The 15,580-nt window shown below is 34.9% G+C and carries 12 protein-coding genes; 9 read left to right on the top strand and 3 right to left on the bottom strand.

What is annotated here, in order from left to right; all coding sequences use genetic code 11:
• Nucleotides 1-39: 39 nt before the first annotated feature.
• Entirely contained in the window at nt 40-2,046 is a 2,007-nt protein-coding gene (locus tag JRC48_RS04835; protein WP_235070728.1) for an aryl-sulfate sulfotransferase, read from the bottom strand.
• A gap of 174 nt (nt 2,047-2,220) precedes the next feature.
• Between JRC48_RS04835 and JRC48_RS04830 the strand changes: the two genes are divergently transcribed.
• From JRC48_RS04830 to hcp, 5 genes are all read left to right on the top strand, one after another.
• Nucleotides 2,221-3,162 carry a TRM11 family methyltransferase gene (locus JRC48_RS04830; RefSeq protein ID WP_235070727.1) on the top strand — a complete coding sequence of 314 codons (942 nt, stop codon included), beginning with the start codon at nt 2,221-2,223 and terminating at the stop codon, nt 3,160-3,162.
• A gap of 46 nt (nt 3,163-3,208) precedes the next feature.
• Nucleotides 3,209-4,489: a branched-chain amino acid transport system II carrier protein gene (gene brnQ, locus JRC48_RS04825; RefSeq protein WP_235070726.1), complete on the top strand. Its 1,281-nt coding sequence runs from the start codon at nt 3,209-3,211 to the stop codon at nt 4,487-4,489.
• Nucleotides 4,490-4,573: 84 nt separating this feature from the next.
• Nucleotides 4,574-5,584 carry a Gfo/Idh/MocA family protein gene (locus tag JRC48_RS04820; protein WP_235070725.1) on the top strand — a complete coding sequence of 337 codons (1,011 nt, stop codon included), beginning with the start codon at nt 4,574-4,576 and terminating at the stop codon, nt 5,582-5,584.
• A complete protein-coding gene (locus tag JRC48_RS04815; protein ID WP_235070724.1) occupies nt 5,581-6,243 on the top strand; it encodes a Crp/Fnr family transcriptional regulator in 663 nt (220 codons plus the stop codon). Before JRC48_RS04820 ends, JRC48_RS04815 begins: the two co-directional genes overlap by 4 nt.
• Nucleotides 6,244-6,352: 109 nt before the next feature.
• On the top strand, nt 6,353-7,999 hold the full coding sequence (gene hcp / locus JRC48_RS04810; protein WP_370630389.1) for a hydroxylamine reductase: 1,647 nt from the start codon (nt 6,353-6,355) through the stop codon (nt 7,997-7,999).
• Between the two features lie 41 nt (nt 8,000-8,040).
• On the opposite strand, the gene JRC48_RS04805 is transcribed toward hcp, so the two are convergent.
• Complete coding sequence (locus JRC48_RS04805; protein ID WP_235070722.1) at nt 8,041-9,123, bottom strand: glycerol dehydrogenase; 1,083 nt, start codon at nt 9,121-9,123, stop codon at nt 8,041-8,043.
• Nucleotides 9,124-9,320: 197 nt separating this feature from the next.
• Complete coding sequence (locus JRC48_RS04800; RefSeq protein WP_235070721.1) at nt 9,321-11,507, bottom strand: ATP-dependent helicase; 2,187 nt, start codon at nt 11,505-11,507, stop codon at nt 9,321-9,323.
• Between the two features lie 217 nt (nt 11,508-11,724).
• Here JRC48_RS04800 and JRC48_RS04795 point away from each other — a divergent pair, with 217 nt between their 5' ends.
• From JRC48_RS04795 to JRC48_RS04780, 4 genes are all read left to right on the top strand, one after another.
• Nucleotides 11,725-12,105 carry a zinc ribbon domain-containing protein gene (locus JRC48_RS04795; protein WP_235070720.1) on the top strand — a complete coding sequence of 127 codons (381 nt, stop codon included), beginning with the start codon at nt 11,725-11,727 and terminating at the stop codon, nt 12,103-12,105.
• 133 nt (nt 12,106-12,238) lie between these two features.
• A complete protein-coding gene (gene dcuC / locus JRC48_RS04790; protein ID WP_235070719.1) occupies nt 12,239-13,591 on the top strand; it encodes a C4-dicarboxylate transporter DcuC in 1,353 nt (450 codons plus the stop codon).
• Between the two features lie 106 nt (nt 13,592-13,697).
• Entirely contained in the window at nt 13,698-14,261 is a 564-nt protein-coding gene (locus JRC48_RS04785) for a hypothetical protein (protein WP_235070718.1), read from the top strand.
• Nucleotides 14,262-14,492: 231 nt separating this feature from the next.
• Nucleotides 14,493-15,518, top strand: coding sequence for an NERD domain-containing protein (locus JRC48_RS04780; RefSeq protein ID WP_235070717.1), 1,026 nt, complete (start codon nt 14,493-14,495; stop codon nt 15,516-15,518).
• The last annotated feature ends 62 nt before the right edge of the window (nt 15,519-15,580 follow it).

The following is a 15,580-nucleotide window of genomic DNA, read 5'->3' as shown; positions in this document are numbered from 1 at the left end:
TGGTGCTGATTATCAGCACCACTTTTTATATGACAAGCATCAGTTATTCAAACTTAAATCAATATCATAGGTCGTTTCATAGAGAGTATCATTTGTAAAAAAAGCAAGACGATAACAATCTTTTGGGAGTGAACTTAAATCAATTCGATCCACCACTTGATAAAGTCGCTGTTGTTTCAGTGCCTTTTTATAAGCTCGAGGTAAGAAAGATAGGTTCTCGCTTGAATCAACTAAGTAGCAATCATTAGGTGAGATACTAAAGGTATAAGATTGATTCTTTGTATTCGTCAGAATCAGTGTTAATTCATCAGTAATCGATGATTTCATTTGATAATAATCAAGAAATAAAACGGAATCCGTTAAAGTGAGGTCATTAAAAAGTTTTAAGCTCATTTCTTCGACGTTTGATGGTGTTGGTAAGTCAGGAGAAGTTCTTTGAAGATTTAAATGAAAAGAAGCAAGAGAAGAGATAGTTGAATCAGTAAAATCAAAACTTAAATTTAAATCTGTTGGTTCAATTGATTCAATGGTATAGATACGATTAATGCCTTCTTTTAAAAGCTCCATCTCAAATAAAATGTTTGAAGAATCAGTGGCATCTACTTCAAACACCTGTCCACCGGTTTGTGTTCCTTTTTGAATAAACCCGAATAAAACAAGCATCGTATTTGCCTCGCCGTTGAAATCGACTTCACTAATAATCGTTGAAAAAAGTGGAGGCGTTAAGTCTTCACCAAATGACCAAACTTGTTCAATGGTGCGATCGACTTCATTAATTCGATAATGAACAGCACGACTATATTGACTTAAACTAGGGTAGACTTGTCGAGAAAAAACACCGATATCGACATGATTATCAAATAAAATTATATCCGTTGTGTCTTTATTTTGATCGAGATCAGGTAAGACTTTGGCAGAATGTTGGGCAAATGGCCAGTTAAAAGGTTCATTCGTCGGTGTTAGTAAATAAGGTTGTAAAGTTTCATCAACCTCATCAGGCGCGCCTAAAATCCAGTTTATCGTTTTTGTTTGAGGATCGATTTTAACGACCATACTCTGTGAACGACCTGAAGCAATAATCGTTTCATCCTGTGAATCCATCATGGCGTAGTTTAAGTGAAACCAGTCGTTAAAATCTCCTTTTACTTCGGGTAAGTCATCCTCAAATCGAGAAACATCTAAATAATCACGTAAATTAATCATCTCTAAAATTTCTCCGGTTTCATCATCAAGTAAATAGATAACGTCTTCAATGTAGCGTTCATCTGATTTATCGGATGAATTAATTAAATAATCTCCACTTTTAGTTTCAACTAAAGAGTGATGACCCGCACCTGGAATATACATTTGTTTTAACGTTTGACCTAAGTAATTCCGTTCGATTAATGCTTGATGATAGTAATAATAAGATGGAAGATCATAAGTCAGTAGCGTTCCATTTCTTAAAGGAGTAACCGATCCTGATGAGGCGTATTGAATCCATCTGATGTCACCTGCTCGGTCGACTAAATAATGATAGTTGTCATCTGAGATCAGATAAAGATTTGACAACGTTGAGGGTTGAGTTGAGTTAGATGTCACGTTAGGATGGATGACATTTTGTGGTAGTGGTTCTGTTTGGATGGATAAGGTGTTAGTTAAGACCTCTCCTGTTGACAATGTGACATTAAGATGAATGGTATTGACCTCATTTGGATAAAGTCCGGTTAAAATCAGTTGATGAGTTTGACGAGGCGCCGTTGTTTCATAACTAAACGAGGTTTCAGTAGTATGGCCGACGACTTCATAGCTAACAGTAGCCATTTCAGGTGTTTTAAACATGAGAAGATAAGATAAAGGAGAGTTATCATAAGGATCATGTAGTAAAAAAGGAGAGGATACCGTATACTCACCTTGTTCAAACGTCGTTAACCAATTTTGCTCTAATGTTTGTTGTTTTGTAAAAATTGTTGCATTTGGGTTAATAATAGTAGTAGAAGGAGAGTGACACCCAAATAAAAGACTCATTAAAGATAAGGATAGCAGACGATAGATGATAGTTTTCATAAAAACCTCCTTAAAATCATTTCGTCTTATTGTACTATACAATGATAAAAAAATGAAGAAATGAACGCGAAGAAGTCGTTTCGTGTGGTTTTTTGTTGCATTTTATAAATGGATTATTTTATAATAAAGCATAGTGTTTACACCACGAGACTATAAAGAAAAGGACGTTAAATAATGATGAACAGCCAACCAATACAAGGATATTTATACGTGATTAATTATGCAGAAGGTGAAGAGTCTTTATGTAAGCTTGAAATGAAGGTTTTATTTGGTGAAGACTTAACTGATAAATATCTTTTTTCTAAAGTTGATATCGATCCTTCTCGTAGTGTATTTATTAAAGAGCGTTTAACGATTTTATATCGTCATGAAACATATGAGGGGCTTTATGAACAAGTCAAGGAACATCCATTAAGTTATGAGACGTTTAAATGTTTATTTTTACGTTTTAAAGGACAGACTATCGACTATAAGGAACGTTTAGAACGCCTTAAAAAAATTGGCTTTTTAATTGGTGGAGAAGCAGATATGTATCATCCTAAACAATTGTTAGGATTAACAGAATTAAATGGAGAATGGTTTTTTGGGACATTAGAACCTAACTCGAATGAATGGGTTTTACATGAAAATAAACCTCACTCGTATTCATTTTCTTTAAGTGTTCGTGTGTCACGTGCGATTGCGAATTTAGCCGTCGGACGTGATTTCAGTAAACGAATCATTGACCCATGTTGTGGAGCAGGAACGGTCGTGCTTGAAGTTTTAACGATTGGCGGAACGATTGTCGGAAATGAACTGAATCCGAAAGTCGCTTTTAAAGCGGAAGAAAACTTAAAGCATTATGGATATGAAAATGTCGTTCAAGTCGGCGATATTCAAGATATTCAAGAACACTATGATCTAGCGATTATTGACTTGCCGTACGGTCATTTTAATCCGATAGCGCCAGAAATTCAGCAAATGATTATGAATGAAGCGCGCCGAATTGCAGATGAACTGATTATTGTGACACAAGTTAAAATGGAAGAGCAACTGAAAGTAGCGGGATTTGAAATGATTGATCAATGTGAAGTCGTTAAGGGGAAATTTGTTCGCTACATTACGAGATGCCGTTAATCAAAACGAAATGAAAACAACATGGAGTTACAACTAGGAGGACATTATGAAAAGTAAATCATTTAAAGACTCAATCGTTGTTGGGTTTGCTTTATTTGCGATGTTTTTTGGAGCAGGAAATTTAATTTTTCCGCCGTTTTTAGGAAATGCTGTTGGAGATCAGTTTTTTCCAGCGTTAATTGGATTTTTAATTACGGGAGTCGGGCTTCCGTTACTCGGAATACTAGCCTGTGCTCGAATTGATGGTTCATTTGAAAAGATGGCAGCACCTGTTGGAAAGATTTTTGCTTTGGTGGCGACATCTATTTTAATCTTAGCCATTGGTCCGCTCATTGCGATTCCTCGAACAGCCTCAACGACGTATGAGTTAGGAATTTCAACATTATTTCCTATGGCAACATCAGGAATAACAACGATTATTTTCTTTGCTATTTGCTTATTTTTCGTTTTAAAACCTACTTCAATCGTTGATGCCATTGGAAAATTTTTAACACCGATTTTATTAGTGGTGTTAATTTCGATCGTCATTAAAGGAATTTTCGTGCCAATTGGTGAGATTGTTCCTGTTTCTTATGATGACGTCTTTGTTTCAGCGTTTAAAGAAGGGTATCAAACGATGGATGCGATTGCAGCTGTTATTTTTGGATCAATTATCATTTCTTCGGTTCGATCAAAAGGTTACACGGATCGAAAAGATGCGTCTAAAGTGATTATGATGGCAGGGTTAGTGGCCATTGTTGGTTTAGCTATTATTTATGGTGGTTTGATGTATTTAGGAGCACAGACCTCAAGTCTTGAACAAGTCACTTTCACACGTTCTCAATTAGTAATGTATATTGTGAAAGAAGTATTTGGTCCATTAGGAACTGTTTTCTTAAGTATTTCAGCCACTGTTGCTTGTTTAACAACAGCGATTGCTTTATTAAGTGCTAGTGCTAAGTTTTATACGGATTTATTTAAGGGGCGTATTCCTTACGCAGTGAATGCGGTGATTTTGACGATCATCAGTGCTTTAATGGCGACGAATGATGTGGATTCAATTGTAGCATTAGCTGGACCTGTGCTTGATTTAATTTATCCAGTTGTCATTGTTTTAATTACGTTGACATTAGCTTCAGCTTATGTAAAGTCTAATCATGTCATTCGATGGACAGTGTATGTCACGTTATTCATTAGCTTCATGACTACTATCACTTCGATGTTTAATTTATCAATGCTTCATCAAGTTCTTGCGTATTTACCATTACAAAGCTCAGGATTTGGATGGTTAATTCCAGCGATTTTAACGTTTATTATCGTAAGTGTTTTAACAAAGTCAAATAAGTAATAAAAAAGTCCCTCTCGTCAAAAGCTTGACAGAGGGACTTTTATTTTTTATGCTAAAAGTATGCCAGTAAATGGAGGATTAAAAATGAAGCAAAAAATTAGATTTGGAGTTATAGGGACCAATGTGATTACCGAACAATTTATTAAAGCTGCTTCTAAGTGTGAGGCTTTTGAATTAAGTGCCATTTATTCAAGAACAAAAACACGCGGTGAAGCATTTGCTAAAACGTATGGTGTGAAACATGTGTTCACTGATTTAGAGGAACTGTTAACAAGTGATGTGGTTGATGCGATGTATATTGCCTCTCCTAATGCCTTGCATGCTGATCAAGCCATTTTGTGTTTAAATCATAAAAAACACGTTTTATGTGAAAAACCATTAGCTTCAAATATTAAAGAAGTTGAGGCGATGATTGAAGCTGCAAAAGCTAATCAGGTTGTATTAATGGAGGCGATGAAAACAACATTGTTTCCTAATTTTAAAGTGATTAAAGAAAACTTACATAAGATAGGAACGGTCCGTCGTTATTTCTCAAGTTTTTGTCAATATTCGTCGCGCTATGACGCGTATAAAGCAGGAACAGTGCTAAATGCCTTTAATAAAGAGTTATCCAATGGAGCTTTGGTTGATATAGGGGTCTATACGATTGCTCCAATGATTTCACTTTTTGGTATGCCACAAGAGATTAAGGCAAGTGCTTATTTATTAGAGTCTGGTGTCGATGGTGAAGGAACGGTTATTTTTAAATATCCTCATATGCAGGCCACTGTGATGTACTCTAAAATTTCTAACTCCTATTTACCATCAGAAATTCAAGGAGAAGAAGGTAGTCTACTAATGAATAAAATTAATCAATTAGATACAGTAACCATTCATTATCGAAATGGAAGTGTTGAAGAGATTGCAATCGAGCAAGATGAAGACAATATGATTTATGAAGTTCAAGAGTTTATTGACTTAATCTTAAAGGATCAAAAAGAATCGCAGATTAATTCTTATCAATTCTCACATGACGTGATGAAGGTTTTAGATGAGGTTCGTCGTCAAATCGGTTTAGTTTATCCTGCAGATTTAAAGGATATGGATAAAGCATGAGATTTTTAAAAGAGCATCCATTATTAAGTCAAATTCATCCGACACATCTAGATGAATTACAACGTGTGAGTCAGGAAGTGACTTTAAAAAAAGGTGAGTTTTTATTTCATCAAGAGGATATCGCTCACTTCATTTATTTTGTAAAAACAGGAACGGTTAAAATTTTAAAAACATCCTCACTTGGACAAGAGAAAATTTTTTCTTTATATCAAAAAAATCAATTTATTGCGTTAAGTACGTTGTTTAATCCCCCTTACTTTTATCCAGCCACAGCCGTTGCTGTTGAGGTCACAGAAGTGATTAAAATTCCTCGTCAAGTTTTAGAAACAGGTATTTTATCAACGGAAGCTGCTACAAGAGAGTGGTTTAAACAGCTCAACCGACGTTTAGAAGGTGTTCAGCAGATGTTAACGGATCAAGTATTTATTGATGCGAAAGATCGTTTTAAAAAGTGGCTTCAGCGTTTTGCTCGTTTAGAAAAAAACACGACCTCATCAGTTGTTTTGATGACCATTCCGGTCACTAAACAAGAAATTGCTGATCTTTTAAGTATTCGTAGAGAAACATTTAGTCGTCTTTTGTCTGATTTAAAGGACGAAGGGGTGTGCGAGGTGAAGGGAAAAACATTTAAAGTGAATCGAGAGTGGTTAGAAAAGTAGCATGATTTTTGCTACTTTTTTATGTAGATGTGACGTACCTCACATTTTTTCGAAAAAATTGACGGTATAATGAATAAGCAAAATCAACAACGAGGTGAGAGTTATGGAAATGAACTGTAATCAATGTCAAGAAGCAGCAAAAGGAATTGGCTGCACTGTGTTTGGGGTTTGTGGGAAAACTCCCGAGTTAAGTGCATTAATGGATACATTTATTTACTCATTAATTGGATTATCATCACTAGCGCTTGAAGTGAAAAAAGTGAATATCGAAACAGAAGTGTTAGATTTATTTGTGATCGAGGGGTTATTTGCAACGATTACAAATGCTAACTTTGATGAAGATGAATTTGTTTCTCGTATTTTAAAAAGTATCGAGTATCGTGAAGCTTATAAAACGTTATTACAACAAGAAGGAATTGTGTTAGAAAACAAAGCGATTTACGAACTTGAATTAACAACAAAAGAAGAAATGATTCAAAAAGCATTAAGTCTTGCGATTCATCAAACCGAAGATGAGGATATTCGTTCAATTCGTGAACTGATGTTATTTGGATTAAAAGGATTAGCCGCCTACTTATCTCATGCTGAAAAATTAAATTATAAAAATGAAGCGTTATTTGAAGCCATGCATCAGTTTATGGCTGCCTTAGTTAATGATTCATTAACGCTTGAAGATTATGTTCCAATGACGTTAGCGCTTGGAGACGTTGGGGTACAAGCGATGGCATTACTAGATGAAGCAAATACACAAACGTTTGGAAATCCAGAAATTTCAACGGTTGAGATTGGTGTGGGAACTCGACCAGGGATTTTAATCACAGGTCATGATTTACACGACTTAAAACAATTATTAGAGCAAACAAAAGATCAAGGGATTGATATTTATACACACAGTGAAATGTTAGCTGCTCACTATTATCCAGAGTTAAAAAAATATGAGCATTTAAAAGGAAACTATGGGAATGCGTGGCATTTACAAACGAAAGAATTTGAAACATTTAATGGTCCGATTATCTTTACGACAAACTGTTTAGTTCCACCACGCCAAAATGCAACGTATGTCGATCGTGTTTATACAACAGGAAATACAGGATATAAAGATTTTAAAGTCATTCCTGTTTTAGAGGATGGATCAAAAGATTTCTCACAAGTGATCGAGCAGGCGAAAACATGCCAAGCTCCGCAAGCGATTGAACAAGGTCAATTAGTGGGTGGATTTGCACATCATCAAGTCTTAAGCTTAGCGGATTCTATCATTGAAGCTGTTAAAGGTGGAGCCATAAAACACTTTGTTGTGATGGCAGGATGTGATGGACGTCATAAAGAACGTCAATACTATACGGACTTTGCACAAGCTTTACCAGAAGATTCGGTTATTTTAACGGCAGGTTGTGCAAAATATCGTTATAATAAATTACAATTAGGTGATATTAACGGCATTCCACGTCTGTTAGATGCCGGGCAATGTAATGACTCTTATTCATTAGCTGTTATTGCCTTAAAATTAAAAGAAGCGTTTGGATTAGATGACATTAATGATTTACCAATTATTTATAACATTGCTTGGTATGAGCAAAAAGCAGTCATTGTTTTATTAGCTTTATTATCACTTGGTGTGAAAAAAATTCACTTAGGTCCAACGTTACCTGCCTTTTTATCACCAAACATCGTTAATTTCTTAGTGGAAACTTTTGAAATTGGTGGAATCTCAAGTGTAAATGAAGATTTAAAAAAGTTTTTATTAACAAATGAATAACATGCAAAAACCTGAAGTTATCACTTCAGGTTTTTTTATGATTATCCGAGTTGATCGGCCACTAAAATCGCGTGATAGACCTCCTCAGCCGTCACGTTAAAAGGTAAATGATGAATCGTTTCATGAGGTAAACAACTAGCCGTTGCAACGTTCATTAGTTGCTCTTTGGTTGGATGCGAGATCCCTAAGGCATTTAAAGAGGTTGGAAGGCCAACTGAACGACAGAAATTTAATACTGCCTCAATTTCTTTTTGAGGTGCTTTTTCAAGAATGAGTTGAACAAGCGTTGAAAAGGCTACTTTTTCTCCATGATACATACCTTGGCATTCTTTTAAGCGAGACAGTCCGTTGTGAATGGCGTGAGCTGCTGCTAAACCTCCACTTTCAAACCCAAGACCACTTAAGTACGTATTCACCTCAATAATATTTTCTAGTGCTTGAGTGGGGACTTTTTGATCACTTGCTTGTTTAGCGTGTAGTCCATCGCTTAGCAAGGTTTCATAACAGTGTTTGGCAAGGTGTAAAGCAGTGAGTGAACAAACACCGCCTGACGTGGTTGTGGCTTTTGAATGATAACAAGCACGTGTTTCAAAATAAGTAGCTAACGCATCGCCCATTCCTGCAACAAGCGACCGAGTAGGTGCTTTAACAATGACATTTGAATCGACAATGACGATATTAGGATTTTGATCTAAGTATAAATATCGATCAAATAATCCATCCGAGGTATAAAGAACGGAAATGGCGCTACATGGGGCATTGGTTGAAGAAAGGGTTGGAATAATGATGACCGGTTTCTTAGAAAAGTGAGCGACTGCTTTGGCTGTATCTAATGTTTTTCCACCCCCAATGCCAATCACTACGTTAGCGTTAGAATGTTCTATCTTTTGTTGAAGTCTTTGAATTTCATCTAAACAACATTCTCCACGAAAGGCTTCCATAATCAGTGGAATTTGATGGTTTTTAAAACTACTTTCAATCGTCTTTGCATCGTTTGCTAAAATGAAGGGATCAACAATGGCATAAGCTTCGTTGATCGTTAAGCTAAGTGCATAGTCGCAAATATGTGCCAGTTCGTTTGGCCCTTGAATATATTTTGTTGGTGAACAAATGATTCGTTTCATTCGTGAGATTCCCCCTAGTTTGTTAGGCATTATAATGACGCTAATTTCATCATACGCTTAATGAAACAAAAAAACGATAGAAGTTCGACGAAGATTAAAAATAGAGATGACTGACTTAAAAAGATAAACGAAGGAGAGGTGGGATGTCATTGATTGATGAGTATAAAAAAAGTCTATTCGTTAATGAAATAGACTTTTTATGACGATTTTAAGCGCACATTTCCGTTTTCGGTCGTAATTCGTAAGCTAATCCGCTTTTGTTCATCTGCAAATTGAATAGTTGCAATTTCACCCTCTAAATTAATAATTTCACCGTCTCCAAATCGTAAATGATGAATGAACGTTCCGATTTGATAAGGACTTAAATCAACAGAAGCGGTCAGAACTAATGATTTAAGTTCAGAAATTGAACGTCCACTTGTTGTTTTTTTGACGCGAGGTGAGGAGTCATTTGATTGAGGGTCTAAAATTTGATGAACATCTTTAACAAAGATTGATCGGTTGAATAATAAGTTATGCTTATTAGCGACACTGATGATTTCAAGCCTTGTTCGAGCTCGAGTCATAGCAACATAAAAGAGACGTCGTTCTTCTTCAAATTCTTCATCTTTTTGTAAGAGATGGTGACTTAAAGCGTTAGATGTTGGCGTGATTCCATCCATACAATCAATTAAAAAGACGGTATCAAATTCTAAACCTTTAGAGGCGTGAAAGGTGAGTAAGTGAATGGCAGGTATTTGTTGTAATGAACTTTGCTGACTGATGTCCTGTAAGTGAGTGAGACGATGTAGGAATTCATCGACATGATTTGTTTCTTTAGCAATACTTTTTAGTGTTTCAACGACAGCTAGTCCTTGAGTATAAAGACGTTCCTGATCTTCTTTAATGAATCCTCGTTTAATCAAATAACTTTCATAATCAAGCGTGTCTAAAATATAGTGAATGGCACGACGAGGCGGCATTTCTTTTAGTTTAGGAAGATTAAGTTTAAATTGTCGGATTTTATCTCGTTGAAAGGCAGTCTTAAAGGCAACTTGACGGGTTAAGTAATCAAGATAGTCACTTTCAGTTTGTGAAAGTGTTTGCCCGATAACAGAAGCTGATAAGTATAAGATTTTTGCAATACGCTTAAAAGCTTCTGTTTGTCTTGGATTTTTAGCGAGTTCAAAAAACGAAACGACATCTTTGACAATAGGGTGTGAAAAAAATGAAAGCTTTCCTTCTTGAAGTTTAAAGGGAAGTTGATGACGCTCAAAGGCTTCAATTAAAGTGATAGCTGATACGTTTTGACGATATAAAATAGCGACTTCATCTAAGTTTTCAATCGTTTTTAATTCATTAATTAAGTAAGCCAACTGTTCTTTTTCGGTTTGAAAATGATGAAGTGTTGGTTCGAGCTTGGGGGGATTAGGCGTTTGAATCTCTTTTTTATATCGATGTTTATTTTGCTTAATAAATGTTGAAGATAACTGAACAATATTTTGACTTGAACGGAAATTTTCATTTAAATAAATAAAATTAGCGTGTTCAAACGTTTGTTTAAACTCTAGTAACTGTTTTGGATAAGCCCCTCGAAAGGCGTAAATACTTTGATCATCGTCACCCACTAAAAATATATTGTTGTTAGGTTTAGCAATTAATTTAATGAGTTCGTATTGAATTTTAGACGTATCTTGTGCTTCATCAATTTGAATGTGAGTGTAACGTTGTTGGTAAAATGAACATAAGAAGTCATGATGTTTTAAGATTTGATAAGCTGTCGTTAATAAGTCGTCATAATCAAGTAGATAATGATTTTCTTTTTTTTGTTCGTAGGCTTTATAAACTTCAATAAATAATTCTACTTCATTTTCAACATATTGTTTAATTTCTTTTGGTTGTTGAGGAGAAATCATTAAATTTTTTAGTAAGCTGATTTGTCCTGTGAGTGTTTCGTATTCATCATCACTTAAATAGCGTTCCGTTTTTTCAAGATAAATAGACGAGAGAAGTTGGCGTTTACTTTGTGTTTGATTAGTTTGTGTATCAATAAATTCATAACGAGTGCCACTCAGTTGTTCAAAATGTCGAATGACGTGGAAGGCGAAGCTATGAATCGTTGCAAATTTGACGTGAGAAGCGAGTGAGGGAAACAACGTTTTGAATCGATCGTTCATGTCTTTGGCAGAGGCCTTTGAGAAGGTAAGAGCTAAAATTTGATGAGGAGGCACTTTCCCTTTGACAATCAAATTGGCTAAGCGAATCACGGTCACCGTCGTTTTTCCACTTCCAGGACAGCTAATCACACACGTCGGGCCATGTAAAGCTTCAACGGCCATTTTTTGTGACGGCGTCAGCGTCATTTGAAAATGATCATATAAATATGAGTCCAGTTCATCTTTCATAAGAGATCCTCCTTTAAGCGTGTTAACTGTCTTCATTATACAAGAAGTTTCAGGATTTGACTAATGACTTTGATGAGGTCATTATTTATTTTCATCAAATACATTCGAGATACAAGGCGAGCTGATTGTTTATAAAAGCTAACAACATTCATGTACAGAAAAGAGGTTCACATGATGAGGAAGGGTAATATGATAAAGTAGGAAAGAAGGTGACGAGTTGGCTTTTTGGGATGATTTTCAAAAAACGATGTCGAAAACAGCAGCAGTAGGAATGAAGCAGACAAGTAAATGGGTTGAAATCGGGAAATTAACGGTATCGCTTAATGCAGCGAAACTTGAATTGAATGAATTATTTGAACAAATTGGAGAATATATTTACGTCAATAAAATAAATGAAATTAATCAATCAGAAGCGGTTCAAGAGTTATTTCATCAGGTTTCACTCCAAAAGGGAAAAATAAAAAAAATCGAACGAGAGATTAATCAAATTAAACAAATTAGATCATGTGAAAGTTGTGGTGCTGAACTGGATGATGAGGTTAAATATTGTCCTTATTGTCGAGCGCCCCAATCGAATCGAATTGATTGGCAGATTTAAGTGTTAGATCCTCCTAAAGTCGCGAGACATTGGTAGGGTCTTTTCTTTTGTTGGATAATGACAAGAATTGTTGAAATGGATTATAATAGACTTACAAGTTAGGATAAATTTAACAAAAGAAGGAGCTAACAGCATGATTATTAGTTTAACGTTAGTCATTTTAATTTTAGCAGGATACTTTATAAAGAAAAATTATGATATTAAGTGGATTATGTTTGGAAGCGGGATGGCATTAATGGGAAGTGCTAGTTTGCTTCAGCGTCCGTTATTACCAGAAGAAGCTAGTAGTGGAATCGTCTGGTTTGATCTATTCACGCTCATTGGAACGCAATTTACGAAGCAATTAACAGGAGCCGGTTTTATTCTCATGATTTTATTTGGATATACGGCGTATATGAAATGTATTGGAGCGAATCAAATGACGGTTCAAGTCATGAGTCGACCATTATTAAACTTAAAGCATAAAGGGTTATTAATTCCGATCTTTTATTTGATTGGAAATATATTAGGTTTAATGATTCCAAGTGCATCTAGTTTATCTGTTCTTTTAATGTCTACCGCTTACCCCATTTTAGTATCAGCTGGCATTTCACCTCTTGCTATAGGGGCGGTGATTGCGATGTCAGCAACGATTGCTCCAACGCCACTTGGAGCTGATAATTTATTAGCATCTGAGGCTTTACAGATGAGCGTAGGTGAGTATGTCTTTAGTTATCACGCAAAAATCTCAATTCCAATTATTTTGATTTTATCGATTGTTCATTTAGTTTGGCAAAGCTATGCGGATTCAAAAGAAAAAGAACAAAATAAAGAGATTTTAATGATAGAAGAGGTTCATTCAATCAATCGTCCGATTTTTTATGCAATGTTACCAATGTTACCGTTACTTTTAATGTTTATTTTTAATGTGTTATTAAAAAACGATAAAATCGGAATGATTGAGGTGACGCTTTGTTCATTTTTAATCAGTCTATTTTGTGAGATGATTCGTTTGAAATCAATGCATAAGGCATTAGAATCGGTTCAAATCTTTTTTGATGGTATGGGAACTGGTTTTACAACGGTCGTCATTCAAGTCGTGGCGGCACTAACCTTTGTTGAAGGTTTAAAAAGTATTGGAATCATCGATTTGCTTACTGATTATATGACTCAAATAAGTGGGGCTGGCATCGTTTTAACGCTTTGTTTTTGTTTATTAGCCCTTAGTGTCGGTTTGTTAAGTGGAAGTGGTCTCGCCCTCTTTTATGCTTGTGTGGAATTAATGCCAACTTTTGCGGCCTCAGCTGGAATGAATCCTGTTTTGTTAGCTATTCCGATGCAGTTTGTTTCTCATTTAGTTAAAAGCATCTCTCCAGTGGCCCCAACTGTTATTATTATTTCATCGATGATGAAGGTCTCTCCTTTACGGTTAATTAAGCGAACGATTGTTCCGGTGTCAGTAGGAATGATTTTATCCATTATTTTGTCTTTTGTGATGTTATCGTAACTGTCAACCATAAATCATTTTATACGTCAGTAGCAGATTTCCTCGCCCTTCATATAATGCATTAAAGATGTGAGTGAAGGTGTTCATGATAGAGGGGGGAAATCAGATGATAAGAATTAACCGAACCTTTTTATTGATCTACAATTTATTAATCGGATTAGGATTTTTATTACGTTATATCACGGTTGGTCCAGTTTTATTTGGGCAAGTTTTTGGCTATTGGTTACTTTTAGGTCTTGTCGTTATTTTTATCGGATTACTCGATTATTTAACCTATTGGCATCCAACACCAGCTGAAATTGTTGCTTATCATGTCAATTTAATTATGCGTCATCGGGTAAATGATCAGACAGATGTTGAATATGATGATAAGAATAAGCGATATCTTTCTGAGCGATTTATTGAAAGTTTTAATTATCAATTTTTTTATTATGATGATTGTTGTGCGAAAACGAATCAATATCGTCGAATGAAAATTAAACTGGCTATTTCAGAAGAATCGTTTAATAAAACATCCATCATTATCAAAACCATGGATGAACAATATATTCAGTTCAAGATGATTAAAGACACTGATTATGCCCCATTAGCTTTTTTATATGAATGGGAAATTGATGACATTGAATATAGTGATCAAACGACGTTTGAGCGAATGGTCAGAGGTTATTAGAGAAGTGAAATTTATTTCACTTCTTTTCTTTTTGGTTATGATTTAAATTATCATTAAGATGTAATGAAGGGATTGTAGGAGGGAGTTGATCGAAGAAATATTGTCAGTAGAAACTGTCACCCACTCACATGAAATGACAATCCTCTTTATTTTTGAACAAAAAACATGAAGAATGAATATAACCGTTAATGATTGGTAAAATAATACAAGTAGTTAAAGGGAGGCATCTTCATGAGGTTTAGTCTAATTTATTTAATGTACCTTTTGGGGTGGCATAATCATCCCAACGAGTTTTTTAACAATCCTTTAGTTATGTTCCTCTATTTAAAAAAAGATAAATTAAGTTGGAATGGTTGGATGATTATTGGTTTTATCTTAGTTCTTTTAATTTGGTATGAATCTGGTCGAAATCAAAAGTTAAACGAAATTAAAAATCGTTTTAGCTTCAGTCATCACCAGTCTTTATATCAAGCGTCCTTACCGCCTAATGTTTACAAAGTCAGTGACTTAAACTGTCTTAATCAACAGATTAATCATTTGTTATTTACTGATTGTGTAATTTATCTCATTCAATCGCTTCATTTAAAAGGGCAGTTAGTAGGAAATACGAAAAATTGGTTGCTAGAAATTCATCAATTTTCAACAATCAAGATGATTAACAATCCGATCAAACGTTTAAATGCGAAACAATTAGTCATGAAAGAGTTGATGCAACTGTATGACATTCAATTGCCTACTCAAAGTTATTACGTTTACGATGAACAGAAGTTGAATGTGCAACTAATAGATGAGTTAAAGGAATCAAGATTTATTAAAAAGCAATCGTTTAAAACATTTTTAAAGAAACTGTCGAGTTCGGCCAGTGAGAGTCATGATCAAGAAGAGGTGCTTGAACAAATTCTTTATTTTATTATTTCAATGCGTTATCTCGAGTATTTAAAAGGATTTTATCATGGGCTTAGTCTAGTGAATAAAGTTGAATTAGTATCCTTTTTATCCTCAGATTCTAAACAGCTACTTTCTTTTTTTATGAGTTCATCAACTATGACAGTAAGTAATATCCATCAGTTTAAGCACAATTATTTAACTAAACAAGCTAAAAGTTTAAAAGTGCTTCAAACCAAATTATTTCACGAATTAAGTGAATGGGTATTAAATCATCCGATGCTTGAGTTTATGACATTTAATGAAGAGGTGATGATTGTTTTAGAAGGGTTTGAATGTCAAAGAGTGACACCTTCTGAAATTTTTGCGTAATCATGTGTTGATTTTCAAGGAAGTAAGACCTTGCTTCAGTCAACACATTCAACATTTTAAGG

Origin of the sequence: Turicibacter sp. TJ11 (genome assembly GCF_021497505.1) — a bacterium.
Taxonomy (GTDB): domain Bacteria; phylum Bacillota_I; class Bacilli_A; order MOL361; family Turicibacteraceae; genus Turicibacter.
The sequence above is the reverse complement of the archived record's forward strand: the minus strand, read 5'-3'. Positions and strand labels throughout refer to the sequence as shown.

Coding starts and splice junctions, on each gene's coding strand:
- brnQ (WP_235070726.1), top strand. CDS start 3,209: ATGAAAAGTAAATCATTTAAAGACTCAATCGTTGTTGGGTTTGCTTTA.
- JRC48_RS04820 (WP_235070725.1), top strand. CDS start 4,574: ATGAAGCAAAAAATTAGATTTGGAGTTATAGGGACCAATGTGATTACC.
- JRC48_RS04780 (WP_235070717.1), top strand. CDS start 14,493: ATGAGGTTTAGTCTAATTTATTTAATGTACCTTTTGGGGTGGCATAAT.
- JRC48_RS04830 (WP_235070727.1), top strand. CDS start 2,221: ATGATGAACAGCCAACCAATACAAGGATATTTATACGTGATTAATTAT.
- hcp (WP_370630389.1), top strand. CDS start 6,353: ATGAACTGTAATCAATGTCAAGAAGCAGCAAAAGGAATTGGCTGCACT.
- dcuC (WP_235070719.1), top strand. CDS start 12,239: ATGATTATTAGTTTAACGTTAGTCATTTTAATTTTAGCAGGATACTTT.
- JRC48_RS04835 (WP_235070728.1), bottom strand. CDS start 2,046: ATGAAAACTATCATCTATCGTCTGCTATCCTTATCTTTAATGAGTCTT.
- JRC48_RS04815 (WP_235070724.1), top strand. CDS start 5,581: ATGAGATTTTTAAAAGAGCATCCATTATTAAGTCAAATTCATCCGACA.
- JRC48_RS04805 (WP_235070722.1), bottom strand. CDS start 9,123: ATGAAACGAATCATTTGTTCACCAACAAAATATATTCAAGGGCCAAAC.
- JRC48_RS04785 (WP_235070718.1), top strand. CDS start 13,698: ATGATAAGAATTAACCGAACCTTTTTATTGATCTACAATTTATTAATC.
- JRC48_RS04800 (WP_235070721.1), bottom strand. CDS start 11,507: ATGAAAGATGAACTGGACTCATATTTATATGATCATTTTCAAATGACG.